This window comes from Variovorax sp. GW531-E2, from assembly GCF_059423125.1.
The window spans coordinates 11,862-36,637 of record NZ_JBWKXQ010000009.1; the positions used below are offsets into that span (position 1 = coordinate 11,862).

Consider the following 24,776-nt stretch of genomic DNA (forward strand, 5'->3'; position numbering starts at 1 on the left):
AGAATTATTCTCATACAATAAAAACACGGGCACGCCGCTGCCCCTCATTGCCAGCCAGGTCACTCGCGCAAGCCTTTGCGCCTCAAGGTCCAGCAAGCAGTTCTTCAACTGTTTTCTGGACCTTTTTCGTGGCCGCTCATTTCCCTCGACCGTCTTCCCATCGACCCGCGCTGCTGCCCTGGCTGATCGCCTCTGCCTTCGGCATGGCCGCCGCGCCTGCGTGGTCCCAGCAACTCGCGGCGCTCGGCGAAGTGGTGGTGAGCGGATCGCGCTCGGAGCAGGCCAGGGACGACCTGCCGCTGAGCATCGAGGTCATCAACCGCCAGGACATCGAGAGCAAGCAGATCCACGACATCCGCGATGCCGTGCGCGACCTGCCCAACGTGTCGGTCAAGCGTTCGCCTGCGCGCTTCGGGTTGGCGCAGGGCAACACCGGCCGCGACAGCAACGCGGGCTTCAACATCCGCGGCCTGGACGGCAACCGCGTGCTGCTGCTGACCGACGGCATCCGCACGCCGCGCAGCTACGTGTTCAGCGCCAATGCGTTCGGCCGCGACTACTTCGACATCAGCCTCGTCGAGCGCATCGAGATCATCAAGGGCCCGGCCTCGGCGCTGTACGGCTCGGACGGCCTGGCCGGGCTGGTCAACTTCATCACCCGCGAGCCCTCGTCCTTCCTGCGCGAGGGCAAGACCTTCGGCGGCAGCGCCAACATCGGCTACAGCGGCGAAGACAACGGCGTGCGCGGCGGCGTCACGCTCGCGGGCAAGGCGAACGACGTGCTCGAGTGGCTCGTGTCCGCCAACCTCGGGCGTGCCAGCGAACTCGAGAACCGGGGCTCGCTCAACGTGCCCAACCTCGACCGCACCACGCCCAACCCGCAGCGCGACCAGACCCGCTCGCTGCTGGCCAAGGCCATCCTCACGCCCAACGCCGACCAGCGCCACGCCTTCACCTTCGAACACGTCGAGAAGAGCAGCCGCTACAACCTGCTGTCGGGCGTGGCCAAGCCGCCGTATGCGTCCACCTCGGTGATCGGCCTCAATGCCAAGACCGACCTCGACCGCGACCGCCTCACCTACGAAGGCCGGCTGCGCCTGAACAGCGTGGTGGCCGACAACCTGCTCGCCGTCGTGAGCTACCAGAAGGCCGGCTCGCGCGAGTACATCTACGAAGACCGCTTCACCGCGGCCGACCGCACGCGCGACGTCACCTACGACGAGAACACCTGGCAGTTCGGCCTGCAGGCCGACAAGACGATCCGCATGGGCAGCTGGGCCCAGAAGATCACCTACGGCCTGGACTACACGCGCACCAATGTCGAGAACCTGCAGACCGGCCTCGTGCCGCCAGCCGGCGAGAGCTACCCGCTCAAGCGCTTCCCCGACACGCGCGAAACCTCGACCGCCTTCTATGTGCAGGACGAGTTCATTCACGACCGCTGGAGCATCACGCCCGGCATCCGTTTCGACCGCTTCTCGCTCGACGCGAAGCAGGCGGGCTTCAACGCGCAGGCCGTGTCGCTGTCGGGCTCGGCCGTGTCGCCCAAGCTGGGCGTGCTGTTCCGCGCCACGTCGCAGTTCAGCGTGTATGGCAACTACGCCTCGGGTTTCAAGGCGCCCAACGCGTTCCAGGTGAACAACTTCTTCGAGAACGTGATCTCGGGCTACAAGACGATCCCGAACCCGAACCTCAAGCCCGAGAAGAGCCAGAACATCGAGTTGGGCGTGCGCGGTCGCACCGGCCTCCTGAGCTTCGACGTGGCCGCCTTCACCGGCGACTACAAGGACCTCATCGAGAACGACAGGCTCGTGGGCGGGCGCGGCATTCCGCGCATCGACCCGCTGATCTACCAGACCGTCAACGTCGGACGCGCGCGCATCAGCGGCTTCGAGATCAAGGGCGAGCTCGATTTCACCGAGAACGGCAACGGCTTCTCCGTGCCCTTCGCCTACGGCCGCACGCAGGGCCGCGACCGCACCAACAACCGGCCGCTCAATTCGATCGATCCGCAGAAGTTCAGCGCCGGACTCAAGTACCAGGCGCCGGCCTGGAGCGTGCGCCTCGATGCGGTCCATCATGGCGCCAAAGAGTGGGAAGACGTCGATCGCAGCGAAGTGACCACGGGCCTGCAGTTCCGCACGCCGGCGGCCACCACGCTGGACATCAGCGCGCAGTGGCGCATCCGCAAGGACCTGCGCCTGAACGCGTCGGTGACCAACCTCACCAACAAGCGCTACTGGATGTGGAGCGATGTGCGCGGCGTGACGACCACCTCGGCCATCCGCGACGCCTACACCCAGCCGGGCCGCAGCTTCAACGTCTCGCTCGTGGCGGACTTCTGAGCCGCACCGCCACTTCTCTCACAACAAAGGACACCCGATGAATGCCGAAGACATCCGCACCCGTTTCGCCGAACTGCGCGCCAAGGGCATGCGCCACAAGGACGCAGCCGCGGCCATGGGCCTGAGTGAAGGCGCTGCCATCGCGGCGCACACCGGCGCGCACGACAAGGCGCTGCGCGCCACGCGGCTGAAGGGCCCGTGGGTCGAGCTGCTGCAAGCCTTGGAGCTGTGTGGCCCCGTGCTGGCGCTCACCCGCAACGAGACCACGGTGCACGAGAAGACCGGCGTCTACGAGAAGGTGTCCGGCAGCGACGCGATGGGGCTCGCGTTGGGCGAGGTCATCGATCTGCGCCTGTTCTTCAGCCGCTGGCACGCGGGGTTCGCGGTCAGCGAGGCGGCGGCCAATGCCGGCGTTCCGCCATCGCTGAGCCTGCAGTTCTTCAACCCGCAGGGTGTGGCAGTGCACAAGATCTTCGTGCGCGACGCGACCGACCGCGATGCGTTCCAGTCGGTCATCGACAGCTACACCGCCACACCCGACGAACCGGTGCAGTTCGTGCCCGTCGAGAAGAAGGCGGCGCCGCGCGACGACGCTGCCATCGATGCGGTCGCACTGGCTGAGGCCTGGCGCGGCATGCAGGACACGCACGAGTTCTTCGGCCTGCTGAACAAGTTCGACGTGGAGCGCCAGCAGAGCTTTCGCCTCACCGAAGGCGAGTTCACGCAGCGGGCCGAGACCGGCGCGGTGCGCGAGCTGCTGCTCGAGGCTTCGTTCGACGGCACGCCGATCATGGTGTTCGTCGGCAGCCCCGGCTGCATCCAGATCCACTCGGGGCCGGTCGTGCGCATCGAGCCGATGGAGATGCATGGCATGCAGTGGCTCAACGTGCTCGACCCCGGCTTCAACCTGCACCTGCGCGAAGACCGCATCGCGAGCGTGTGGATCGTCCAGAAGCCGACCAGCGACGGCATCGTGACCTCGGTCGAGGCTTTCGATGGCGAGGGCGAGTTGATGGCGATGTTCTTCGGTGCGCGCAAGCCGGGCGTGCCCGAGCGCGCGGAGTGGCGCCAGATCGTGGCCAAGCTCTCGCGCCTGGCCACCTCGGAAGCGCCAGCGCGATGAGTGCTGACACCTTTCCGGGCGTGGTCGAGATCAAGGCCTTCGTGCCGGCGAAGGACTTCGCGCTCTCCATTGCCTTCTACCAGGACCTGGGCTTCACGCTGGCCTCGAACGAGGACGGCATTGCTTACTTCTTCTGTGGCGAGAGCAGCTTCCTGCTGCAGGACTTCTACGTCCAGACCCATGCAGAGAATTTCATGATGCATCTGCTCGTCGATGACGCGCTGGCCTGGTGGGACCGCGTGCAGGCGCAGCGGCTGACCGAACGCTACGCAGTGCAGACCACGCCGCCCGCCGAGCGCCCGTGGGGCATGGTCGATTTCACGCTGACCGACCCGACCGGCGTGCTCTGGCGCATCGCGCACAACATTCCCCGGCGCGGCTGACGCGCATCTTTCTCTTTCGCTGTCCGTGACCCCATGACTGACCAACGAGATTCCTCTTTTCTTTCTTCTTCCGTGCCGCGTCGCCGTGATGCGCTGCGCCTGCTGTCTGCTGCAGCGCTTGGCGCGGGCGCATGGCCCGCGTTCGCACAGGACAGCAAGCGGCTGCCACGGCTGGTCACGGTCAGCGGTGCGATCACCGAGGTGGTCTATGCGCTTGGCGCCGAAGGCCAGCTGGTCGGCACCGACACCACCAGTCTGTTCCCCGCTGCTGCGCGCGCCACGCCCAAGGTGGGCTACATGCGCCAGCTGTCGGCCGAGGGGCTGCTGTCGCTGAAGCCTGACGCGATCATCGCGACCAATGAGTCGGGCCCGACTGTCGTGCTCGACCAGATCCGCACGGCCGGCGTCAAGGTCGAGATCATCGAGGCCGACCACAGCTGGGGCGAGGTGCAGCGCAAGGTGCAGGCCGTGGGCCGCGCAGCTGCCAAGGAGGTGCAGGCGCGCGAACTGCAGGCCCGGCTCGATGCCGAATGGGCACAGGTGCTGCAGCGCATCGGCGGCGCGAAGGGGCGCAAGCCGAAGGTGCTGTTCGTGCTGTCGCACAGTGCGAGCCCGCAGGTGTCCGGCGAGAAGACCGCGGCGCATGCGGTGATCGGCTTTGCGGGTGGCGTGAATGCGCTGGGCGGCTTCCACGGTTATCGGCCGATGACCGCCGAGGCCATGGCCAGTGCGGCGCCCGACATCATCCTCACGAGCACGCAGAGCATCGAGGCGCACGGCGGCGTCGACAAGTTCTGGGAGCGGCCCGAACTGGCGCTGACGCCGGCTTACAAGAAGCGCGCGCTCATCACGCAGGACGCCTTGCTGCTGCTGGGCTTTGGCCCACGCCTGCCGGCCGCCATCGGCGAACTGCACGACAAGTTCCGGGCCGCGCTCGCATGAGCCAGCGCTTGGGGGCGCGTGCCGTGCTGGGCGGCAGCGCGGTGCTGCTCGCCGCAGCCTTCGCTATGGGCGCCGTGTCGGGTGCCTACGCCATCAGTCTTTCGCAGCTGTGGAACGTGCTGACCTCGCTGGGGCAGGGTGCAAGCGGCCAGTCGCCCGAGCACCTCGTGTTCCTCAACATCCGCTTGCCGCGCCTGGTTCTCGGCGTGGCGGCGGGTGCGGGACTCGGCATGGCGGGCACGCTGATGCAGGGGCTGTTCCGCAATCCGCTGGCCGACCCGGGGCTGATCGGCATCAGCAGCGGCGCGGCGCTGGCGGCCGGCATCACCATCGTGCTGGGCGCCTCGTTCTGGCCGATGCTGCCGCGCACGCTCGGCAGCTGGACGCTGGTGCTCATGGCTTTCGGCGGTGGCTTCGTCGTGACCTTGCTGATCTACGGTCTGTCGCGCAGCGAAGGCGGCACGCGCATGGCGTTGATGCTGCTGGCGGGCATCGCGATCAACGCGCTGGCCGGCGCCGGCCTCGGCCTGCTGAGCGTGATGGCGACCGACGAGCAGCTGCGCAGCCTGCAGTTCTGGCTGCTGGGCAGCCTGGGCGGTGCGCGCTGGAGCGCGGTCATCCTGGTGGGGGTGGCGGTGTTGCTCTCGTGCTGGGCCGCGGCGTCGCTCGCTTCGCCCCTGAACGCCGTCGCGCTCGGCGAGGCGCAGGCGGCGCTGCTGGGTGTGGACGTGGAACGCACCAAGCGACGTGCCGTGGTCATCACCGCGGTGGCGGTGGGCGCGGTGACGGCCACGACCGGGATCATCGGTTTCATCGGCCTGATCGCGCCGCATTGGGTGCGCATGGTGGCCGGGCCCGACCACCGCGTCGTGCTGCCGGCCTCGGCGCTGCTGGGCGCGGCGCTGGTGCTCGCGGCCGACACGGTGGCGCGCACGGTGATGGCGCCGGCCGAACTGCCGCTGGGCGTGCTCACGGCCTTCATCGGCGTGCCGATGTTCCTCTTGATGCTGCGGCACTTCAGGGGGCGCATATGACGGCGGCGGGACACGGGGCGCTGGCGTGTGCCAGTGTCGAGGTGCGCATCGGCGCCAAGACGTTGCTGGCGAATGCATCGGTCGAACTGGCGCCGGGCCGCGTGACCGCGATCCTCGGCCCGAACGGCGCGGGCAAGTCGACGCTGCTGTCGGTGCTGGCCGGCCAGCGCGAGCCGACGCAGGGCAGGGCGATGCTCGACGGCCGGCCACTGTCAGACCACGGCATGCCCACGCTGGCATTGCGCCGGGCCCTGATGCCGCAGGAAAGCGCGGTCGCCTTCGACTTCACGGCGCAGGACATCGTCGCGCTCGGCCGCTACCCACACCGCCGCGCACCGACCCGCGACGAGGACGCGATCATGGCCGAGGCGATGGCGCTGACCGACGTCACGGCGCTGGCGCCGCGCATTCTCAACACACTGTCAGGCGGCGAGAAGGCGCGGGTTCACCTGGCGCGGGCGCTGGCCCAGCTCTGGCATCCACGCCCCGACGGCGCGAGCCGCTGGCTGCTGCTCGACGAGCCGACCGCCGCGCTCGACCTTGCGCACCAGCATTCGGCGATGCGTCTGCTGCGCGCCTGGGCGGCGCGGGGCGTGGGCGTGGTGGCCGTGCTGCACGACCTGAACCTGGCGCGGCGCTATGCCGACGAGGTGGTGGTGCTGGGTGCGCCTGACGGCCTGCGCCAGGGGGCGACTGCCGACGTGCTGGAGCCCGCGCTGATCGAGGCCGTGTGGCGCATGCCCTGCCAGCCGGTGACCGGCGCGGACGGCGTCACGCAGTATCTGTTCGGATAGCCCGTCGGGCGGGTGGTGTTTGCTATTGAAAAGATAGCAAATCAGTAGACCAACCGCTCCGGCCGCAGCTCCTGCAGGATCGTCGTCGCGATTTCCTCGATCGACTTGGTGGTCGTCGAGAGCCAGCGGATGCCGGCGCGCCGCATCATGGCCTCGGCCTCGCTGATTTCGTGGCGGCAGTTCTCCAGGCTGGCGTAGCGCGAATTGGGCCGACGCTCGTTGCGGATCTCGCTCAGCCGCTCGGGCTGGATCGTCAGGCCGAAGATCTTCTTGCGGTGCGGGCTCAGCGCCGGCGGGAGCTGGCGGCGGTCGAAATCTTCGGGAATCAGCGGGTAATTGGCCGCCTTCAGGCCGTGCTGCATCGCCAGGTAGAGCGAGGTGGGCGTCTTGCCGCTGCGACTCACGCCGACCAGGATCACGTCGGCGCCTTCCAGGTCGCGGTGGCTCTGGCCGTCGTCGTGCTGCAGGCTGAAGTCGATGGCCGCGATACGGTCGTTGTAGGCCTTGCTCTTGCTGACATCACTGAAGCGGCCGATGCGGTGGTTCGACTTCATGGCCAGCTCGATCTCGAGCGGCCGCACGAAGGTGCCGAACATGTCCAGCAGCATGCCCTTGCAGCCGGTTTCGATCACGCCCAGCACGTCCATGTTGGCCAGCGTGGTGAAGACGATGGGCCGAACGCCCTCGACTTCGGCCGTGTGGTTGATCTGCCGCACCGCCTGGTGCGCCTTGTCGACCGTGTCGGTGAACGGCAGCCGCACGTGGCGCGGCTTCATCTCGAACTGGGCCAGAACGGCGTTGCCGAAGGTTTCGGCGGTGATGCCGGTGCCGTCGGAGACGAAGAAAACAGTGCGTGTATGCATGGTGTTGCTTTTGCGGCGGGGTCCTGCGGCGCGCGCGACCTGCCACGCCTACAATCCGGGCCATTATCGGGAATCCGCTTTCCCCACCCCCTCGAATTCTTTCCATGCACACCGCGACCGCACCCAAAGCAACGACAACGATCGTGCTGCGCCGTCTGCATGCAGCGCCGGTTTCAACTTCTGGAGCTTCCCCATGTCTGCACTTTTCGAGGCGACCGCACTGGTCGTGCCATTTGAAAACCTGAGGATGACCGACGTCGAGTCGGTTGGCGGCAAGAACGCCAGCCTCGGCGAAATGATCTCGCAGCTGCCACAGGGCGTGCGCGTGCCGACTGGTTTTGCGACCACGGCCCACGCGTTCCGCCAATTCCTGGCGCACGACGGCCTGGCCGACAAGATCAGCAAGCGCCTGGCTGCGCTGGACACCGAAGACGTGCGCGCCCTGGCCGCAGCCGGTGCCGAGATCCGCGCCATGGTCGAGGCCCAGCCATTCCCGGCCGACCTGCAGAAAGCCATCGGCGAGGCCTTTGCCACGCTGAGCGCCGGCAACCCCGCCGCCTCGTTCGCCGTGCGTTCCTCGGCCACCGCCGAAGACCTGCCCGACGCCTCGTTCGCCGGTCAGCAGGAAACCTTCCTGAACGTGGTCGGGATCGACGACGTGCTGCACAAGATGAAGGAGGTGTTCGCCTCCCTGTACAACGACCGTGCCATCAGCTACCGCGTGCACAAGGGCTTCGAGCACGACGTGGTCGCGCTGTCGGCCGGCGTGCAGCGCATGGTGCGCTCCGACCTCGGCGCTGCCGGCGTGATGTTCACCATCGACACCGAGTCGGGCTTCGACCAGGTCGTGTTCATCACCTCGAGCTACGGCCTGGGCGAGACGGTGGTGCAGGGCTCGGTGAATCCCGACGAGTTCTACGTGCACAAGCCGACCCTCAAGGCCGGCAAGAAGGCCGTCATCCGCCGCAACCTCGGTTCCAAGCTGATCCAGATGGAGTTCGCCACGCCCGAAGAGAAGAAGGCGAGCGGCAAGCTGGTCAAGACCACCGACGTCAAGGCCGAGCAGCGCAACCGCTACTCGCTGAGCGACGCCGACGTCGAACAGCTGGCCCGCTACGCGCTGGTCATCGAAGAGCACTACGGCCGACCGATGGACATCGAGTGGGGCAAGGACGGCACCGACGGCCACCTCTACATCCTGCAGGCGCGTCCCGAAACCGTGAAGAGCCAGCAGCAGGGCAAGGCCGAGCAGCGCTACAAGCTGCTGGGCAAGGGCGCCGTGCTGGCCGAAGGCCGTGCCATCGGCCAGAAGATCGGCACGGGTGCCGTGCGCATCGTGCACAACATCAGCGAAATGGACCAGGTGCAGGCCGGCGACGTGCTCGTCACCGACATGACCGACCCCAACTGGGAACCGGTGATGAAGCGCGCCGCCGCCATCGTCACCAACCGTGGCGGTCGCACCTGCCACGCGGCCATCATCGCGCGCGAACTCGGCATTCCGGCCGTGGTCGGCTGCGGCGACGCCACCGACCTGCTCAAGGACGGCACGCTCGTCACCGTGAGCTGCGCCGAGGGCGACACCGGCTTCATCTACGACGGCCTGCTCGAGACCGAAGTGACCGAAGTGCAGCGCGGCGTGATGCCCGAGATCGATCTGAAGATCATGATGAACGTGGGCAACCCCCAGCTCGCCTTCGACTTCGCGCAGCTGCCGAACCACGGCGTGGGCCTGGCGCGCCTGGAGTTCATCATCAACAACAACATCGGCGTGCACCCGAAGGCGATCCTCGACTACCCGAATGTCGACAACGACCTGAAGAAGGCCGTCGAGTCGGTGGCCCGTGGTCATGCCTCGCCGCGCGCGTTCTATGTCGACAAGGTGACCGAAGGCGTTGCGACCATCGCCGCCGCGTTCTGGCCCAAGCCCGTCATCGTGCGCCTGTCGGATTTCAAGTCGAACGAGTACCGCAAGCTGATCGGCGGCAGCCGCTACGAGCCCGAAGAAGAGAACCCGATGCTGGGCTTCCGCGGCGCCGCGCGCTACCTGAGCGCCGACTTCGGCGAGGCCTTTGCCATGGAGTGCGAGGCGCTCAAGCGTGTGCGCAACGACATGGGCCTGACCAACGTGCAGATCATGGTGCCCTTCGTGCGCACGCTGGGCCAGGCTGAGCGCGTGACCACGCTGCTGGGCGAGCATGGCCTCAAGCGCGGCGAGAACGCGCTCAAGCTGATCATGATGTGCGAGGTGCCGAGCAATGCGGTGCTGCCGGAAGAATTCCTGAAGTTCTTCGACGGCTTCTCGATCGGTTCGAACGACCTGACCCAGCTCACGCTGGGCCTGGACCGCGACTCCGGCCTGGAGCTGCTGGCGGCCGACTTCGACGAGCGCGACCCGGCCATCAAGGCGCTGCTGAGCCGCGTCATCAAGGCCTGCAAGGCCGAAGGCAAGTACGTCGGCATCTGCGGCCAGGGCCCCAGCGACCACCCGGACTTCGCGCTGTGGCTGGCGGAGCAGGGCATCGAATCGATCTCGCTGAACCCGGACAGCGTGATCGACACCTGGCAGCAGCTCGCCCAGAGAGGCTGAGTCCGCGCGCGGCGGGCATGCACCGCCGCGTGACGCAACGCGGCGAATGGCGGAAATCCCCATGGGGGATTCCCCCCGTGCCTGCCCGTGCAAATGAAACAAAGTGCGTTTCCGGTGTCAGACTCGTGACATTCGCAGGCGGCGCAATCCGGCTGCCTGCCTGAGGTGATGCGGCCCGTCAGGGCCTGTGTCAGCACTTCGCCGGAGACCCCCATGATTCTTGTCAAGACGGAAGCCGGACAGCAGGTCCTCAAGGACCGCTCGGTGCCGTTGACGCCGCGCCAGCGCTCGGCCTTCATCCAGTTCGACGGCAAGCGCTCGATCGACGACGTGCTGGCCTCGGGCCTGGGCATCGGGCGCGAGGAGGTCGATCAGATGGTCGCGCTGGGCCTGCTGGCGCCTCTGGCCGGCCAGCCGCCAGACGCGGCGCCCGCAGTTTCGGCAGCCCCGGCGCCTGCTGCACCTTCCGGCCGCAGCCGGCAGCAGCGCTACAAGGACGCGTACCCCATCGCCACCCAACTGACCGGCAGCCTGGGCCTGATGGGCTTCCGACTCAACCTCCAGGTCGAAGGCACGACCAGCTACGAAGACCTCCTGGCACTGGCACCCAAGATCCGCGCCGCCGTTGGCGCGGAGAAGGCCGCCGCCCTAGACAAGGCCCTCAACGACTGAGGTGCCTTGCCGGATCGCGCAACACAGGGCTATAATCGCCGGCTTTGCCTTGCCATACCGCGCCCGACGCTGCGGGTGGCTTTTCCTCTTCCACGGAAGAATCCACAAGGAGTGCCATGCGTCACTACGAAATCATCTTGCTCATCCACCCGGATCAGAGCGAACAAGTTCCGGCCATGCTGGAGCGTTACAAGGGCCTGATCACGGCCGGCGGCGGCAAGGTCCACCGCGTTGAAGACTGGGGCCGCCGTCAGCTGGCCTACCAGATCAACAAGCTCAACAAGGCCCACTACCTGTGCGTCAACATCGAAGCTGAACAAGCCGTGATGGGTGAACTGGAACACGCGTTCAAGTTCAACGATGCCGTGCTGCGTCACCTGACCGTTCAGAAGAAGAAGGCCGACACCGGTCCTTCGTCGATGATGAAGACGGTCGAGCGCGAAGAGGCCCGAAAGGCCCAGCAGGCCGAATACGCCGCCAACAACAACTGATGGCGTGACGGCTGCCGCTGCGGCGACCGGGGTCAACCAGCTTCTGCTGACCGCCTCTGTCGCCGAACTCGGAACCCTGCGATACACGCCAGCCGGCCTGCCCGCCCTCGATCTGAAGCTCGACCATGAGTCGACGCTCCAGGAGGCGGGGAAGCCCCGGCAGGTGAAGACGGCCCTCAAGGCCGTTGCGTTCGGCGCCATCGCCGAGCGGCTCGCAGCGCAGTCGATGGGAAGTCTCTGGCGATTCCAGGGGTTTCTCGCGACACCGGGCAACGGCAAGCATCCGGTCCTGCACATCCAGGATTTTCAGCAAGATTAATTTTCGACAAGAGGTCCCCCAATGGCCACGTTCAAGAAATTCAACAAAGACAAGCGCCCGAAGCGCAACACCCAGTCGCTGCTGTTCAAGCGCAAGCGCTTCTGCCGTTTCACCGTCGCTGGCGTCGAAGAAATCGACTACAAGGACATCGACACGCTGCGTGACTTCATCAGCGAAAACGGCAAGATCATTCCCGCACGCCTGACCGGCACGCGCGCGATCTACCAGCGTCAGCTGAACACCGCCATCAAGCGCGCGCGCTTCCTGGCCATGGTGCCGTACAGCGACCAGCACCGCGTCTAAGAAGGAGCACACACCATGCAAATCATTCTTCTGGACAAGGTTCTGAACGTCGGCGGTCTGGGCGACATCGTCAAGGTCAAGGACGGCTACGCACGCAACTTCCTGATCCCCTCGGGCCGCGCCCGTCGCGCCACCGCTGCCAACAAGGCCGAATTCGAAGCCAAGCGCGTCGAACTCGAAAAGGCTGCGGCCGCCAAGCTGACCGAATCGCAAGCCCAGGGCGAGAAGCTCGCCGGCTCGACCGTCAAGCTGACCCAAAAGGCTGGCGTGGACGGCCGTCTGTTCGGTTCGGTCACCAACGGCGACATCGCCGAAGAGCTGAACAAGCAAGGCTACAAGGTTGCCAAGTCGCAAGTGCGTCTGCCCAACGGCCCGATCAAGGTCGTCGGCGACAACACCGTGAGCGTCTCGCTGCACACCGACGTGGTCGTCGAGATCACCGTCACGGTCTACGGCGAAACCGCCTGATCGTTCACAGCGCCCGGTGCGCTGACGCAAGAAAGCCGCCTTCGGGCGGCTTTTTCTTTTCTGCGCGCGAGTTGTCCACCTCGCCGCACCGGAAGTTCACTGTTTATTAACAACCTTGTCCACACACGCCACGCCCTGCGCGGCTTAGCATGCAGGGTTGCAAGGGAAGTCCATGTCCGCCGTTTTCTCCTATGCCGACAATGATTCGTCGGCCGACCGCCAGATCGCGCAATTGCGCATTCCGCCTCACTCCATCGAGGCCGAATCCAGCGTGCTGGGGGGCTTGCTGCTGGACAACGGCGCCTGGGACCGCATGGGCGACCTGCTGGTCGACGGCGACTTCTACCGCCATGAGCACAAGCTGATCTACGCGGCCATCGGCGGACTGATCAATGCCAGCAAGCCGGCCGACGTGATCACGGTCTTCGAGCAGCTGCAGAACCTGGGCAAGGCCGACGACATCGGCGGGCTGGTCTACCTGAACTCGCTCGCGCAGTACGTGCCGAGCGCGAGCAACATCCGGCGCTACGCCGAGATCGTGCGCGAGCGCTCCATCCTGCGCAAGCTCGTGACCGCCGCCGACGAGATCGCGACCAACGCCTTCAATCCGCAGGGCAAGCCGGTCGACAAGATCCTGGACGAAGCCGAGCAGAAGATCTTCAACATCGGCGAAGAAGGCACGCGGATGAAGCAGGGTTTCCAGAGCATGGATTCCCTGGTGGTCGAGCTGCTCGACCGCGTGACCGAGATGGCCGAGAACCCGAACGACATCACGGGCGTGCGCACGGGTTTCAACGACTTCGACAAGATGACCTCGGGCCTGCAGCCGGGCGACATGATCGTGCTGGCCGCGCGTCCGTCGATGGGTAAGACCTCGTTGGCGATCAACATCGCCGAGCACGTGGCGCTCGAAGAGGGACTGCCGGTGGCGGTGTTCTCGATGGAAATGGGCGCCGCCCAGCTGGCGGTGCGTATCGTGGGTTCCATCGGCCGCATCGACCAGGGCCACCTGCGCACCGGCAAGCTCAGCGACGAGGAGTGGCCGCGCCTGACCGAGGCCATCGAGAAGCTGCGCACCGTGTCGCTGCACATCGACGAGACACCGGGCCTTTCGTCCAGCGAACTGCGCGCCAATGCGCGCCGGCTGGCGCGCCAGTACGGGCGCCTGGGCCTGATCGTGGTCGACTACCTGCAGCTCATGTCCACCAGCAGCTCGGGCGACGAGAACCGCGCCACGGCCGTGGGCGAAATCTCGCGCGGCCTGAAGATGCTGGCCAAGGAATTGAAGTGCCCGGTGATCGCGCTGTCGCAGCTCAGCCGCGGCGTGGAAGCGCGTACCGACAAGCGCCCCATGATGAGCGACTTGCGCGAATCCGGCGCCATCGAGCAGGACGCGGACATCATCATGTTCATCTACCGCGACGACTACTACAACAAGGAGTCGAAGGAGCCGGGCGTGGCCGAGGTGATCATCAGCAAGCACCGGAACGGCCCGACCGGCACGGTGAAGCTGGCCTTCCTGAAGCCGATCACCAAGTTCGAGAACCTCGTCGGCTACAGCAACAACGACGAGTACTGACCGCAGGGCAGCTCGTCAGCCGGCATCGCTGCCGGGTTCGGATGTCGAGGCCGGCGGCTTCTGCTCCCACACCTTGTGGCGCTGCGCCTCGGCTTTCACCTGCCGCAGCAGGTCGGCCAGTGTCTTGCCCGGCTCGTCCTGGAAGCGCGTGGTGAGCACCTCCACCGCCTCCATGCGGTCGACCCGGAAACCGCGGAAATCGTTGCGCAGCTCGCACCACGTCGAGAGCGTCCAGACCTTGCCCCAGTAGAAGCAGCCCAGCGGCCGCACCGTGCGCTCGCTGGCGTCGCCCGATACGTCGCGGTAGTGCAGCCGCAGCTTCTGGTGCGCCTGCACGGCCTCGCGCAGCGTCTGCAGCCGCGTGCGCAGGGCGTCGTCGAGGCCGAGCGCAGGTGCATACAGCGCCAGCGCCTCCGCCGACACGCGCGCCGCCGGCGGCAGCACCGACAGGATCTTGCCCAGGCCCGTCTCGATGTTGCGCGCCATCGCCGGATCGACCCAGCTCTGGGTCATGCGCGCAGCGGCCACGAGCGCCGATGCCTCGTCCTGCGTGAACATCAACGGCGGCAACTCGAAGCCCGCGCCGAGCCGATAGCCGACGCCGGCCTCGCCCTCGATCGGCACGCCCTGGTGCTGCAGGTCGGCCACGTCGCGGTACACCGTGCGCTCCGACACCTCCAGGCGCTGCGCCAGGAAGGCGGCCGTGGTGAGCCGGCGGCCGCGGATGAGCTGCACGAGCTGGAAGAGACGGTCGGCGCGGCGCATCAACGCGTTCCGACGAGCTTCCTGGCGAAGTCCTCGACAAAGTAGCGCTTGCCGCGCTGGACCACCGTGTGGCCTTCGGCCTCGAGGCGCGACATCTGGGCCTCGATGCCACCCGGGTACTTCGGGTTGAGCTCGCCGCCGATCTTGAGCGTGCGCCAGTACGGCGTGCCTGGCGCGCGGCCGGCGCCGGTCGTCATGGCTTCCTCGGTGGCGTGGGCCACCATGTGGGCGAAGATGGCCGTGGTCACGGTGCAGCCGATGGTGGCCTGATGGCGCGCCGCGATGTCTTCGCCGATGCCGAGCACGGTCGCAAGCCGGCCTTCGGGCACGCCGCGCATGGCCTCCTCGACCTCGGCGGGCGAGGGCGTGGCGATGGTGCCCTCGCCATGCCGCGCGCGCATGGCCGGGGGAATGGCCTTCACGTTCGGCAGGTTCGGGTAGCCGGCCAGCCTGTCGCGCCAGCCCTTGCGTGTGCTCATGAGACTCCGATGTGGATCGCCACGGCGTCCGGCCCCTCGTAGGCTTCGAAATCGCTGCGGTAGCGGCGCACGATTTCCGGGTGCGCCTCGAAATACTGCCAGATGCGCTGCCAGGTGGCGATCACCATCTGCGGCATCTCGCCGCGGCCGGCGAACACGAGGTAGTCGCCGGCTTCGATGGCGATGCTGTTGGCGCCATCCGAGACGGCCACGCCGGCAGTCATGTCGAAGGCGCCGTGCGCGTCCGATTCGTAGGCGGAGTAGACGCTGAAGATGCGCGTGTCGCTGGTGCGGTGCGGCGTCGACTCGTAGGTCTGTTCGCCGAAGAAGCGGTTCCACAGCGCGCCGATGCGTGCGGTGGCGGGGTCGATCTCTTCGCGGTTGGTGGTGCGTACCGTGAGGCCGCAGACGCGGAAGGCGTCGTGGTGTTGGCGGATGGGGTCCATGCGTTTTTTCTCCGGAAGTGGCGGATGAGGAGGGCGAAAGCGCTCAAAACAGGAGCGCTTTCGGTTCGGCCTTCATCGTCTGCGCGATCAGTTTCATGTCGATGTCGGTGATGTCGAACAGGCCGAAGCGGAACTTGTAGCCCCATTGCTTCGGGGTTTCGATGAAGGCGAGGCGTTCGATCAGCGGGGCGATGGGCGCCTCGTGCGCGGCGACGTAGGCCACGTCGCGACGCCACGGGACGAAGCCGTTGCCCATGTCGAACTCGTACGGATCGCCGGGCTGCACGAGGCCCAGCGCCACGAAGCTTTGCAGCTTGTCCGTGCCGCCGAACACCGTGGCCGGCGCGTAGTAGGCCACGCGGTCGCCCGCCGCCACGCGCTTGAGCGGCGCGAGCTTGCCGTGGCCCACCTGCGTGAACCCGAGCGGGCGGTGGTCCCGGCCGCGCCGGGCGTGCTCGGCGCTGGCGACCGCAATCCAGTTGCGTTGTGCCATGGTGTCTCAGGCCGGGGCGTGCAGGCCGACTTCATTGCCTTCGGTGTCGCGCAGGTGGGCGATGAAGCCCATGCCCGGCGGCAGCGCGGACTTGGGCGCCACGATCTGCCCGCCGGCCGCTTCGACGCGCGAGAGCACGGCATCGATGCTGGGCATGCAGTCGAGGTAGACGCGGATGCCGCTGCCGGCTTGTGCGCTGGTGTTGGCGCCGGGCTTCAGCGCGCCGCCGGTGGCGGGGTCGTCGTAGGGAAACACGGCCAGGGGGTTGCCGCCGAAATCCTCGCGGCGCAGCTTGCGCGCGAGCACGGTTTCGTAGAAGGCCTGGGCGCGGTCCAGGTTGGCGACCGGAATCTCGAACCAGGTGATGGCATGGGTGGTCATGAAGAACTCTCTTTCGTTCGTTGCGTTGGAAGGAGCCTGGATGGTGCGAGCCGCCTCCTGACAACGTCTTGTCAGTAGCCTGTCATGACGGACGAAAAAAAGCCCGCGATGCTCTGGGAGCATGCGCGGGCTGGTGTCGGCCGGTGCCAATGAAGTTAGAGCACGTCGCTTGCGAAGTCGGCCAGTCGCGAGCGTTCGCCGCGCGCCAGCGTGATGTGCCCGCCGTGCGGCCAGCCCTTGAACTTGTCGACCGCGAAGGTCAAGCCCGACGAGCCTTCGGTGAGGTAGGGCGTGTCGATCTGCGCGAGGTTGCCCATGCAGATGATCTTGGTGCCCGGGCCGGCGCGGGTGATCAGCGTCTTCATCTGCTTGGGCGTGAGGTTCTGTGCCTCGTCGATGATCACGTACTTGTTCAGGAAGGTCCGGCCGCGCATGAAGTTCATGCTCTTGACCTTGATGCGGCTGCGGATCAGCTCGTTGGTGGCCGCGCGGCCCCACTCGCCGGCGCCGCCACCGTCGCCCTTGGCCAGGAACTCGAGGTTGTCGTCGAGCGCGCCCATCCAGGGGCCCATCTTTTCTTCCTCGGTGCCGGGCAGGAAGCCGATGTCTTCACCCACGCTCACCGTGGCGCGGGTCATGATGATCTCGGTGTAGCGGCGGTCGTCGAGCACCTGCGTGAGGCCGGAGGCCAGCGCCATCAGCGTCTTGCCGGTGCCGGCGGTGCCGGTCAGCGTGACGAAGTCGATCTCGGGGTCCATCAGCAGATTCATCGCGAAGTTCTGCTCGCGGTTGCGCGTGTTCACGCCCCACACCGCGTTCTTGCCCGAGCTGTAGTCCTTGAGCGTCTTGAGCACGGCGGTCTTGTCGCGGATTTCGGTGACGCGCGCGTACATGCTCGGCTCGCCGGGCGCCTCGAAGAAGACGAACTGGTTGATGTACAGGTTGGGCACCAGCGGGCCGCTGATCCGGTAGAAGGTATTGCTGCCGCTTTGCCAGCTTTCGACCGTCTTGCTCTGGCGGGTCCAGAAGTCGGGCGGGAGCGCGAGCGAGCCGGCGTAGAGCAGGTCGCCGTCTTCCAGCGTCTTGTCGTTCTGGTAGTCGTCGGCGGCCAGGCCCAGCGCGCGCGCCTTGACGCGCATGTTGATGTCCTTGGACACCAGCACCACCTCCTGCTTCGGCTTGCCCGGGCGGTCCTTGGCGTACTCGTCGCGCAGCGCGTGCACGACGCCGAGGATCTGGTTGTCGGCCTTGCCCTGGGGCAGGCTGATCGGCAGCGAGTAATCGAGCGGGGCGGTCTGGAAGAAGAGGCGCCCGCCGGCTTCACGGTGGCCGGTGGTGTCGAGTTTCAGGCCCTTGTCGATGTCGGCGTCCTGCGCGGCGGCCAGCGCATCGAGCGTGCGGCTGGTCTGGCGGCCGTTGCGCGCGACTTCGGTCGTGCCCTTCTTGTGGCCGTCGAGCTCTTCCAGCACGATCATCGGCAGGAAGATGTCGTGCTCCTCGAAGCGGAACAGGCACATCGGGTCGTGCAGCAGCACGTTCGTGTCGAGCACGAACAGCTTGGCGGGGCCGGTGGACTTGCGCTTGGGGCGTGCAGGGGCCTGCTGGGGCGCCGCGACGGGCGGGGCGGCTGCCGGGGCAGGCGTGGGCACGCGCGTCTCGACCTGCACCATCGCGGGTTGTTGCTGCTGCGGGGCGCTCACCGGTGCCGACGTGGGCGCCGGGGCGGGTGCCGCCTTGGTTTTCGAGCGGCGTGCCGGACGCGCTGGGCGTGCAGTGGGCGCATCGCCGCCGCCTTCCGTGCCGAGGTTGTCGAACAGCTCCAGCGGCTGCGGTCCGCTCTTGGCGGGGGCGTCGTCGCGCGAATCGCCGGAACGGCGCGAGTTTCTGTGCGAGGGACGGGCGGGTGCGTCGATCGCGTCCGGCGAGAGCAATGCGGCGCGTTTCGTGGGGGCGGGAGGCAATGGCATGGGTCAGGTCGCTCGCAAGGAAGAAAGAGGAGGGCCGGAAAACGAAAAAGCCGCCTGTAGACCCAGGCGGCTTCGTTCGGAGGATGCGGTCGTGGAGCTCAACGGCATGAGGCCATTATGCACACCGCAAAAGACGCACCAGAGGCTCTTTGCACACTGCGTGGGGCAATTCCCACGACTTGATGCAAAAGCGCACGCCCGGTGCCTTGCGGCGCGATCAGGCGGCCTTCTTGAGTGCCTTGACGGCCTTGAGGACGTCTTCGACATGGCCTGGAACCTTGAGCCCGCGCCATTCGGCCTTCAGGATGCCATCGGCGCCGATCAGGAAAGTGCTGCGCTCGATGCCCTTGACCTTCTTGCCGTACATGATCTTGTTCTTGACCACGCCGAACATGTGGCACATTTTTTCTTCGGTGTCGGCAATCAGTTCGAAGGGGAGTTCGAGCTTGGCCTTGAATTCGTCGTGCGACTTCATGTTGTCGCGCGAGACGCCGAAGACCGTGGCACCGGCTTTTTCGAAGTCTTTGTAGTGGTCGCGGAACTGCATCGCTTCGGTCGTGCAACCCGGAGTGTTATCTTTCGGGTAAAAATACATGACCATGACGTGGCCGAGGTGCGAGGTGTTCGAAACCTTGATGCCGCCCGTGGCGTTGGCGTCGAATTCAGGAATGGGTTTGTTGACAACGATCGCCATGAAACTTGTTTTCTCCGTTAGATTCCGTTCTCCGAGCCCTCTCAGCCTTTTTCGGGCTTGCTCGATGAACGGAGGATTGGTCGTTGCTAACTTGGGGTAGCTGGCCGGTTCGCAACCCGGTATTTTACCTCGAAAACCCCTCTCTCAGCCACCCGCCGGGCTCTCGACGAGCAGGGCGGCGATGACGTGCCGGCCTTCGCCGGCCAGGATGTTGTAGGTGCGGCAGGCTGCCGGGGTGTCCATGGTCTCCACACCGGTGCGTTGCGCCATCAGGGGCTGCAGCCAGGCCGGTTGGGGAAATCGGATGCGGTTGCCGCTGCCGAAAATGACCAATTCGGCGCCCAAAGAGGCCAATTGCGCGAATTGTTCGGGGCCCAGCTGGTCGAAACGCGTGCAATCCCAGGCAAAGCGTTCGCCACGCGAACCCACGACCACGCTGCCCTCCACCTTTTCGTTGTTGATCGCGACCCAGCCGGGGCCGTGTGCGGTGAGGGTCTGGACGTCGGATTTGTCGGGCTGGAGCTTCATCGGGGCACTGGGAACTGTGGTCAAATTATAGGTTTTCCCTAGTGACACGAGGCCCGCAGGGGCCTTTGACCTTCGAGTAAACCCGCCCGGGAGGGCCCCTTTGAAGCAGCTCAAGAAATCGGCCAAGCTGGCCAACGTCCTCTATGACATCCGCGGTCCCATCATGGACGCCGCCAAGCAGATGGAGGAAGAAGGCCAGAAGATCATCAAGCTCAACATCGGCAACCTGGCCGTGTTCGGCTTCGATGCGCCCGAGGAGATCCAGCAGGACATGATCCGCAACCTGCCGACCTCGGCGGGTTACTCGGACAGCAAGGGCGTTTTCGCAGCGCGCAAGGCCGTGATGCACGAGACCCAGAAGCAGGGCGTCGCGGGCGTCACGCTCGACGACATCTACCTGGGCAACGGCGCCAGCGAGCTGATCGCCATGTCCACCAACGCGCTGCTCAACGACGGCGACGAGCTGCTGCTGCCGGCCCCCGACTACCCGCTGTGGACCGCCTCCACGAGCCTGTCGGGCGGCACGCCAGTGCACTACCTGTGCGACGAGGACAACGGCTGGATGCCGAACCTGGCCGACATCCGCGCCAAGATCACACCCCGCACCAAGGGCATCGTGGTCATCAACCCGAACAACCCGACCGGTGCGCTGTATTCCGACGAGCTGCTCAAGAGCCTCGTCGAGATCGCCCGCGAGCACGGCCTCGTGATCTTCGCCGACGAGGTCTACGATAAGGTGCTGTACGACGGCGTCAAGCACACGGCCATCGCCAGCCTGTCGACCGACGTGCTCACGCTGACCTTCAATTCGCTCTCCAAGAGCTACCGCTCGTGCGGCTACCGCGCCGGCTGGCTCGTGGTGTCGGGCGACAAGCGCAGCGCGCGCGACTACATCGAGGGCCTGAACATGCTCTCGAACATGCGCCTGTGCGCCAACGTGCCGGGCCAATGGGCGATCCAGACGGCGCTCGGCGGCTACCAGAGCATCAACGACCTCGTGTGCGAGGGCGGGCGCTTGCGCCGCCAGCGCGACCTGGCCTACGAGCTGATCACCGCCATTCCCGGCGTGAGCTGCGTCAAGCCCAGCGCCGCGCTCTACATGTTTCCCAAGCTCGATCCCGAGGTCTATCCGATCGCGGACGACCGCCAGTTCTTCCTCGAGCTGCTGAAGGAAACCCGCGTGATGCTGGTGCAGGGCACCGGCTTCAACTGGGCCACGCCGGACCACTTCCGCATCGTGTTCCTGCCCCATGAAGACGACTTGCGCGAGGCCATTAACCGCATCGCCAAGTTCCTGGAGCAGTACCGGTTGCGTCGCAAGACGGGACCATGAAATCCGCCTGCGTCGCTGCCGCGCTGTTGCTGGGCGCACTGTCTGTCGGCGCGGCCGGGAAGAAAGAGCCGGTCTCGTTCTCGCACAACGACTGGGAACTGGTCTGCGACAACACGCTGACCTGCCGCGCCGCCGGCTACCAGGCGGACGGCGGGGAGCACCAGCAGGTGTCGATGCTGATCACCCGCGCGGCCGGGCCGAACACGGCCCTCGATATTCAACTGCAGATCGGCGATGACGGCAGTGCCAAGGGGCCGCTGCGCTTCAAGGTCGGCAAGACCGCCTTGTCCGGCCTCGACGCGGGAACCGCCAGCTTCGACCAGGGCCAGATCCGCGCCGTGCTGCCCGAGCTGCTCAAGAGCGACGACGCCACCGTCACGGCCAACGGCGGCAAGAAGTGGACGCTGTCGCTCGCCGGCCTCAACGCCGTGCTGCTGAAAATGGACGAAGCGCAGGGCCGCATCGGCACCCCGGGTGCGCTGGTGCGCAAGGGCGCCAAGCCCGAGTCTTCCGTGCTGGCGCCGGTGCCCATGCCCGTCGTCCATGTGGTCAAGCCGCCGAAGGCGCGGCCTGGCGACGACACGCTGGCCGCGCGCATCTTCCCGTCGCTCGACCTGAAGGACGCGCGCGAGCGGTGCAACAACCAGGACCAGGTCAACGCCAGGTCGGTGGAGGTTCACCGCCTGAGCGACCGCAAGGTGCTGCTGGCGCTGGGCTGCGGCGTGGGCGCGTACAACTACACCACGCTGCTCTGGACCGCCAACGACAAGCCGCCCTATGCGCCCGTGTCGCTCGAGGCGAGCGGCGAGTTCGACGACAAGGACGCCAGCGTCACTTCTTCCATGAAGGGCCGCGGCATCGGCGATTGCTGGTCGAGCGAAACCTGGCACTTCAACGGCACGACCTTCGTGCGCACCAGTGCGGCCGGCGACGGCATGTGCCGCGGCTTCGCGGGCGGCGCCTGGAGCCTGCCGCGCTACGTCAGCCGCCTCGTGGACGCCGCAGCACCGTCCCTCACCCCATCCAAACCATGAACGCGACCCCTCCCATGAAATCCATCCAAGTAGGCCTGCTCGGCGCAGGCACGGTCGGCAGCGGCACCTTCAAGGTGCTCCAGCGCAACCAGGAAGAAATCAAGCGCCGCGCCGGCCGCGGCATCGAGATCACCATGGTGGCCGACCTCGACACCGCCCGTGCCCGCGAAGTGGCCGGCGAAGGCGTGAAGGTGGTCGCCGATGCGCGCGAAGTCATCGCCAACCCCGACATCGACATCGTCATCGAACTCATCGGCGGCTACGGCATCGCCAGGCAGCTCGTGCTCGAAGCCATCGCGGCCGGCAAGCACGTGGTCACGGCCAACAAGGCGCTGCTCGCCGTGCACGGCACCGAAATCTTCGCGGCCGCGCATGCCAAGGGCGTGATGGTGGCCTTCGAGGCCGCGGTGGCCGGCGGCATCCCGATCATCAAGGCGCTGCGCGAAGGCCTCACGGCCAACAGCATCCAGTGGCTGGCCGGCATCATCAACGGCACGACCAACTTCATCCTGTCCGAGATGCGCGACAAGGGCCTGGACTTCGCCACCGTGCTGAAGGAAGCCCAGCGCCTGGGCTACGCCGAAGCCGACCCCACCTTCGACATCGAAGGCGTCGACGCCGCGCACAAGGTCACGCTGATGAGCGCCATCGCCTTCGGCATTCCGGTGCAGTTCGACAAGGCCCACATCGAGGGCATCACCAAGCTCGCCGCACAGGACATCAAGTACGCCGAGCAGCTCGGCTACCGCATCAAGCTGCTGGGCGTGACCAAGCGCACCGCCCAGGGCATCGAGCTGCGCGTGCACCCGTCGCTGGTGCCGTCCAAGCGCCTGCTGGCCAACGTCGAAGGCGCGATGAACGCCGTGGTCGTGCACGGCGACGCCGTCGGCACCACGCTGTACTACGGCAAGGGCGCCGGCAGCGAGCCGACCGCCAGCGCCGTCATTGCCGACCTGGTCGACATCACGCGCCTGCACACCGCCGACGCCGCGCACCGCGTGCCGCACCTGGCCTTCCACCCCGACGCCATGAGCGACCTGAAGGTGCTGCCGATGTCGGAAGTCGTCACCAGCTACTACCTGCGCCTGCGCGTGGCCGACCAGGCCGGCGTGCTCGCCAAGGTGACGGGCCTGCTGGCCACCGCTGGCATCAGCATCGACGCCGTGCTGCAGCGCGAAGCCGACGAAGTGGGCGGCGAAGGCTCGACGCAGACCGACCTCATCATCCTCACGCACGACGCGCGCGAAGGCACCGTCAACGACGTCATGGCCGAACTGCAAGCGCTGCCGACCGTGCTCGAGCCCATCGTGCGCATCCGCAAGGAAGAGTTGAAGTGAACTACCTGAGCACCCGCGGTCACGCCGACCGCAAGCGCTTCTGCGAAATCCTCCTCGAAGGCCTGGCGCCCGATGGCGGCCTGTACCTGCCCGAGACGTACCCGCAGGTCGACACCGCCACGCTCGCCAAATGGCGCACGCTGCCCTACGCCGAGTTGGCCTTCGAAATCCTCTCGCTGTACATCGACGACATTCCCGCGGCCGACCTGAAGGCGATCTGCGCGAAGACCTACACGGCCGAGGTGTTCGGCACCGACGAGATCGTGCCGCTGCGCGAGCTCGAAGACAGCGTGTACCTCGAAGCCCTGTCCAACGGCCCCACGCTGGCCTTCAAGGACATGGCGATGCAACTGCTGGGCAACCTGTTCGAGTACGAACTGGCCCGCCGCGGCGCCGAGCTCAACATCCTGGGCGCCACCAGCGGCGACACGGGCAGCGCGGCCGAGTACGCCATGCGCGGCAAGAAGGGCGTGCGCGTCTTCATGACCTCGCCCGACGGCCGCATGAGCCCGTTCCAGCAGGCGCAGATGTTCAGCCTGCAGGACGCCAACATCCACAACATCGCCATCACCGGCGTGTTCGACGACTGCCAGGACATCGTCAAGGCGGTGTCGAACGACTTGGCCTTCAAGCGCAAGTACCGCATCGGCACGGTCAATTCGATCAACTGGGCGCGCCTGCTGGCGCAGGTCGTCTACTACTTCGCGGGCTACTTCCAGGCCACGGCGAGCAACGACAAGCCGGTGAGCTTCACCGTGCCCTCGGGCAACTTCGGCAATGTCTGCGCGGGCCATGTGGCACGCATGATGGGCCTGCCGATCCAGACGCTGGTGGTCGCCACCAACGAGAACGACGTGCTCGACGAGTTCTTCCGCACCGGCATGTACCGCGTGCGCGCAGCGGTCGATACGCACGAAACCTCCAGCCCGTCGATGGACATCAGCAAGGCCAGCAACTTCGAGCGCTTCGTGTTCGACCTGGTCGGCCGCGATCCCGCGAAGCTGCGCCAGCTGTTCGTGGACGACCTGGGCCTGACGGGCAGCTTCGACCTGAGCGCCGATCCGGCGTTCAAGCAGGCCGCCGAGCGCTTCGGCTTTCGCAGCGGCCGCAGCACGCACGCCGACCGGCTCGCGATGATCCGCGACACCGAGAAGCGCTTCGCCACGCTGATCGACCCGCACACCGCCGACGGCCTCAAGGCCGCGCGCGAGCAGCTCACGCCCGGCGTGCCGATGGTGGTGCTGGAGACCGCGCTGCCGATCAAGTTCGCGGCCACGGTGGTCGAGGCGCTGGGCGAGGAGCCCGCGCGCCCGAAGAAGTTCGAAGGCATCGAAGCCTTGCCCAAGCGCGTGGTCCAGCTGCCGGCCGATGCCGAGGCCGTCAAGGCCTACATCGCCCAGCACTGCGACTGAC

26 protein-coding genes are annotated in these 24,776 nt (G+C 66.5%); 17 read left to right on the forward strand and 9 right to left on the reverse strand.

The window, feature by feature from the left end:
• Positions 1-128: 128 nt before the first annotated feature.
• From AC07XP_RS08305 to AC07XP_RS08330, 6 genes are read left to right on the forward strand one after another with little or no spacing between them, the layout of a single operon-like run.
• Positions 129-2,345 (forward strand): TonB-dependent hemoglobin/transferrin/lactoferrin family receptor, encoded by a 2,217-nt coding sequence (locus AC07XP_RS08305; protein WP_495264340.1) that lies wholly within the window; start codon positions 129-131, stop codon positions 2,343-2,345.
• Positions 2,346-2,382: 37 nt separating this feature from the next.
• Complete coding sequence (locus AC07XP_RS08310; RefSeq protein ID WP_495264341.1) at positions 2,383-3,468, forward strand: hemin-degrading factor; 1,086 nt, start codon at positions 2,383-2,385, stop codon at positions 3,466-3,468.
• Positions 3,465-3,851: a VOC family protein gene (locus AC07XP_RS08315; protein ID WP_354347170.1), complete on the forward strand. Its 387-nt coding sequence runs from the start codon at positions 3,465-3,467 to the stop codon at positions 3,849-3,851. Before AC07XP_RS08310 ends, AC07XP_RS08315 begins: the two co-directional genes overlap by 4 nt.
• 33 nt (positions 3,852-3,884) lie before the next feature.
• A complete protein-coding gene (locus AC07XP_RS08320) occupies positions 3,885-4,793 on the forward strand; it encodes a heme/hemin ABC transporter substrate-binding protein (RefSeq protein WP_492695232.1) in 909 nt (302 codons plus the stop codon).
• Entirely contained in the window at positions 4,790-5,827 is a 1,038-nt protein-coding gene (locus AC07XP_RS08325; RefSeq protein ID WP_495264342.1) for a FecCD family ABC transporter permease, read from the forward strand. The genes AC07XP_RS08320 and AC07XP_RS08325 overlap by 4 nt, the downstream gene beginning before the upstream one ends.
• Positions 5,824-6,621, forward strand: coding sequence for a heme ABC transporter ATP-binding protein (locus AC07XP_RS08330; RefSeq protein ID WP_495264343.1), 798 nt, complete (start codon positions 5,824-5,826; stop codon positions 6,619-6,621). The genes AC07XP_RS08325 and AC07XP_RS08330 overlap by 4 nt, the downstream gene beginning before the upstream one ends.
• Positions 6,622-6,662: 41 nt before the next feature.
• Here AC07XP_RS08330 and ppsR read toward each other — a convergent pair whose 3' ends face one another.
• The gene (gene ppsR / locus AC07XP_RS08335) at positions 6,663-7,484 is read right to left on the reverse strand and encodes a posphoenolpyruvate synthetase regulatory kinase/phosphorylase PpsR (RefSeq protein WP_062473023.1); all 822 of its coding nucleotides are present in this window, start codon (positions 7,482-7,484) and stop codon (positions 6,663-6,665) included.
• Positions 7,485-7,677: 193 nt separating this feature from the next.
• Here ppsR and ppsA point away from each other — a divergent pair, with 193 nt between their 5' ends.
• From ppsA to dnaB, 7 genes are all read left to right on the forward strand, one after another.
• Positions 7,678-10,074 carry a phosphoenolpyruvate synthase gene (gene ppsA / locus AC07XP_RS08340; protein WP_062473021.1) on the forward strand — a complete coding sequence of 799 codons (2,397 nt, stop codon included), beginning with the start codon at positions 7,678-7,680 and terminating at the stop codon, positions 10,072-10,074.
• A gap of 213 nt (positions 10,075-10,287) precedes the next feature.
• Positions 10,288-10,746 (forward strand): hypothetical protein, encoded by a 459-nt coding sequence (locus AC07XP_RS08345; protein ID WP_495264344.1) that lies wholly within the window; start codon positions 10,288-10,290, stop codon positions 10,744-10,746.
• A 116-nt stretch (positions 10,747-10,862) separates the two neighbouring features.
• Positions 10,863-11,237 carry a 30S ribosomal protein S6 gene (gene rpsF, locus AC07XP_RS08350; protein ID WP_062473016.1) on the forward strand — a complete coding sequence of 125 codons (375 nt, stop codon included), beginning with the start codon at positions 10,863-10,865 and terminating at the stop codon, positions 11,235-11,237.
• A 4-nt stretch (positions 11,238-11,241) separates the two neighbouring features.
• Positions 11,242-11,556 carry a primosomal replication protein N gene (gene priB, locus AC07XP_RS08355; RefSeq protein ID WP_062473014.1) on the forward strand — a complete coding sequence of 105 codons (315 nt, stop codon included), beginning with the start codon at positions 11,242-11,244 and terminating at the stop codon, positions 11,554-11,556.
• A 21-nt stretch (positions 11,557-11,577) separates the two neighbouring features.
• Entirely contained in the window at positions 11,578-11,859 is a 282-nt protein-coding gene (gene rpsR, locus AC07XP_RS08360) for a 30S ribosomal protein S18 (RefSeq protein WP_007830781.1), read from the forward strand.
• A 15-nt stretch (positions 11,860-11,874) separates the two neighbouring features.
• Complete coding sequence (gene rplI / locus AC07XP_RS08365; protein ID WP_495264345.1) at positions 11,875-12,327, forward strand: 50S ribosomal protein L9; 453 nt, start codon at positions 11,875-11,877, stop codon at positions 12,325-12,327.
• Positions 12,328-12,499: 172 nt separating this feature from the next.
• Positions 12,500-13,906 (forward strand): replicative DNA helicase, encoded by a 1,407-nt coding sequence (dnaB, locus tag AC07XP_RS08370; RefSeq protein WP_062473012.1) that lies wholly within the window; start codon positions 12,500-12,502, stop codon positions 13,904-13,906.
• 15 nt (positions 13,907-13,921) lie between these two features.
• On the opposite strand, the gene AC07XP_RS08375 is transcribed toward dnaB, so the two are convergent.
• From AC07XP_RS08375 to AC07XP_RS08410, 8 genes are all read right to left on the reverse strand, one after another.
• Positions 13,922-14,671, reverse strand: coding sequence for a helix-turn-helix transcriptional regulator (locus tag AC07XP_RS08375; protein WP_070059603.1), 750 nt, complete (start codon positions 14,669-14,671; stop codon positions 13,922-13,924).
• A complete protein-coding gene (locus AC07XP_RS08380) occupies positions 14,671-15,150 on the reverse strand; it encodes an MGMT family protein (RefSeq protein WP_139706141.1) in 480 nt (159 codons plus the stop codon). Before AC07XP_RS08380 ends, AC07XP_RS08375 begins: the two co-directional genes overlap by 1 nt.
• Positions 15,147-15,596 (reverse strand): GyrI-like domain-containing protein, encoded by a 450-nt coding sequence (locus AC07XP_RS08385; protein ID WP_495264346.1) that lies wholly within the window; start codon positions 15,594-15,596, stop codon positions 15,147-15,149. The genes AC07XP_RS08380 and AC07XP_RS08385 overlap by 4 nt, the downstream gene beginning before the upstream one ends.
• Before the next feature lie 43 nt (positions 15,597-15,639).
• Positions 15,640-16,089, reverse strand: coding sequence for an EVE domain-containing protein (locus tag AC07XP_RS08390; RefSeq protein ID WP_495264347.1), 450 nt, complete (start codon positions 16,087-16,089; stop codon positions 15,640-15,642).
• 6 nt (positions 16,090-16,095) lie between these two features.
• Positions 16,096-16,470 carry a VOC family protein gene (locus AC07XP_RS08395; protein ID WP_062473002.1) on the reverse strand — a complete coding sequence of 125 codons (375 nt, stop codon included), beginning with the start codon at positions 16,468-16,470 and terminating at the stop codon, positions 16,096-16,098.
• A gap of 155 nt (positions 16,471-16,625) precedes the next feature.
• Entirely contained in the window at positions 16,626-18,437 is a 1,812-nt protein-coding gene (locus tag AC07XP_RS08400; protein WP_495264348.1) for a PhoH family protein, read from the reverse strand.
• Between the two features lie 217 nt (positions 18,438-18,654).
• The gene (locus AC07XP_RS08405) at positions 18,655-19,131 is read right to left on the reverse strand and encodes a peroxiredoxin (RefSeq protein WP_062472998.1); all 477 of its coding nucleotides are present in this window, start codon (positions 19,129-19,131) and stop codon (positions 18,655-18,657) included.
• 144 nt (positions 19,132-19,275) lie between these two features.
• Positions 19,276-19,659 carry an Mth938-like domain-containing protein gene (locus tag AC07XP_RS08410; RefSeq protein WP_062472996.1) on the reverse strand — a complete coding sequence of 128 codons (384 nt, stop codon included), beginning with the start codon at positions 19,657-19,659 and terminating at the stop codon, positions 19,276-19,278.
• Between the two features lie 100 nt (positions 19,660-19,759).
• On the opposite strand from AC07XP_RS08410, the gene AC07XP_RS08415 reads away from it, so the two are divergent.
• The 4 genes from AC07XP_RS08415 to thrC are packed head-to-tail and all read left to right on the forward strand — an operon-like array spanning position 19,760 to position 24,775.
• The gene (locus AC07XP_RS08415) at positions 19,760-20,992 is read left to right on the forward strand and encodes a pyridoxal phosphate-dependent aminotransferase (RefSeq protein WP_495264349.1); all 1,233 of its coding nucleotides are present in this window, start codon (positions 19,760-19,762) and stop codon (positions 20,990-20,992) included.
• Positions 20,989-22,026, forward strand: a complete 1,038-nt coding sequence (locus AC07XP_RS08420; protein ID WP_495264350.1) for a DUF1176 domain-containing protein — start codon at positions 20,989-20,991, stop codon at positions 22,024-22,026. The genes AC07XP_RS08415 and AC07XP_RS08420 overlap by 4 nt, the downstream gene beginning before the upstream one ends.
• A 14-nt stretch (positions 22,027-22,040) precedes the next feature.
• Positions 22,041-23,363, forward strand: coding sequence for a homoserine dehydrogenase (locus AC07XP_RS08425; RefSeq protein ID WP_495264351.1), 1,323 nt, complete (start codon positions 22,041-22,043; stop codon positions 23,361-23,363).
• Positions 23,360-24,775, forward strand: coding sequence for a threonine synthase (gene thrC, locus AC07XP_RS08430; protein WP_495264352.1), 1,416 nt, complete (start codon positions 23,360-23,362; stop codon positions 24,773-24,775). Before AC07XP_RS08425 ends, thrC begins: the two co-directional genes overlap by 4 nt.
• Position 24,776: the final 1 nt, after the last annotated feature.

What these genes read in the sequence shown, in the direction of transcription:
- AC07XP_RS08320 (WP_492695232.1), top strand. Translation starts at nt 3,885, where the DNA reads ATGACTGACCAACGAGATTCCTCTTTTCTTTCTTCTTCCGTGCCGCGT.
- AC07XP_RS08330 (WP_495264343.1), top strand. Translation starts at nt 5,824, where the DNA reads ATGACGGCGGCGGGACACGGGGCGCTGGCGTGTGCCAGTGTCGAGGTG.
- rpsR (WP_007830781.1), top strand. Translation starts at nt 11,578, where the DNA reads ATGGCCACGTTCAAGAAATTCAACAAAGACAAGCGCCCGAAGCGCAAC.
- AC07XP_RS08400 (WP_495264348.1), bottom strand. Translation starts at nt 18,437, where the DNA reads ATGCCATTGCCTCCCGCCCCCACGAAACGCGCCGCATTGCTCTCGCCG.
- rpsF (WP_062473016.1), top strand. Translation starts at nt 10,863, where the DNA reads ATGCGTCACTACGAAATCATCTTGCTCATCCACCCGGATCAGAGCGAA.
- AC07XP_RS08385 (WP_495264346.1), bottom strand. Translation starts at nt 15,596, where the DNA reads ATGGACCCCATCCGCCAACACCACGACGCCTTCCGCGTCTGCGGCCTC.
- AC07XP_RS08315 (WP_354347170.1), top strand. Translation starts at nt 3,465, where the DNA reads ATGAGTGCTGACACCTTTCCGGGCGTGGTCGAGATCAAGGCCTTCGTG.
- AC07XP_RS08405 (WP_062472998.1), bottom strand. Translation starts at nt 19,131, where the DNA reads ATGGCGATCGTTGTCAACAAACCCATTCCTGAATTCGACGCCAACGCC.
- ppsA (WP_062473021.1), top strand. Translation starts at nt 7,678, where the DNA reads ATGTCTGCACTTTTCGAGGCGACCGCACTGGTCGTGCCATTTGAAAAC.
- AC07XP_RS08345 (WP_495264344.1), top strand. Translation starts at nt 10,288, where the DNA reads ATGATTCTTGTCAAGACGGAAGCCGGACAGCAGGTCCTCAAGGACCGC.
- dnaB (WP_062473012.1), top strand. Translation starts at nt 12,500, where the DNA reads ATGTCCGCCGTTTTCTCCTATGCCGACAATGATTCGTCGGCCGACCGC.
- AC07XP_RS08325 (WP_495264342.1), top strand. Translation starts at nt 4,790, where the DNA reads ATGAGCCAGCGCTTGGGGGCGCGTGCCGTGCTGGGCGGCAGCGCGGTG.
- AC07XP_RS08390 (WP_495264347.1), bottom strand. Translation starts at nt 16,089, where the DNA reads ATGGCACAACGCAACTGGATTGCGGTCGCCAGCGCCGAGCACGCCCGG.
- rplI (WP_495264345.1), top strand. Translation starts at nt 11,875, where the DNA reads ATGCAAATCATTCTTCTGGACAAGGTTCTGAACGTCGGCGGTCTGGGC.
- AC07XP_RS08425 (WP_495264351.1), top strand. Translation starts at nt 22,041, where the DNA reads ATGAAATCCATCCAAGTAGGCCTGCTCGGCGCAGGCACGGTCGGCAGC.
- AC07XP_RS08395 (WP_062473002.1), bottom strand. Translation starts at nt 16,470, where the DNA reads ATGACCACCCATGCCATCACCTGGTTCGAGATTCCGGTCGCCAACCTG.
- ppsR (WP_062473023.1), bottom strand. Translation starts at nt 7,484, where the DNA reads ATGCATACACGCACTGTTTTCTTCGTCTCCGACGGCACCGGCATCACC.
- AC07XP_RS08375 (WP_070059603.1), bottom strand. Translation starts at nt 14,671, where the DNA reads ATGCGCCGCGCCGACCGTCTCTTCCAGCTCGTGCAGCTCATCCGCGGC.
- AC07XP_RS08380 (WP_139706141.1), bottom strand. Translation starts at nt 15,150, where the DNA reads ATGAGCACACGCAAGGGCTGGCGCGACAGGCTGGCCGGCTACCCGAAC.
- AC07XP_RS08410 (WP_062472996.1), bottom strand. Translation starts at nt 19,659, where the DNA reads ATGAAGCTCCAGCCCGACAAATCCGACGTCCAGACCCTCACCGCACAC.
- AC07XP_RS08310 (WP_495264341.1), top strand. Translation starts at nt 2,383, where the DNA reads ATGAATGCCGAAGACATCCGCACCCGTTTCGCCGAACTGCGCGCCAAG.
- AC07XP_RS08420 (WP_495264350.1), top strand. Translation starts at nt 20,989, where the DNA reads ATGAAATCCGCCTGCGTCGCTGCCGCGCTGTTGCTGGGCGCACTGTCT.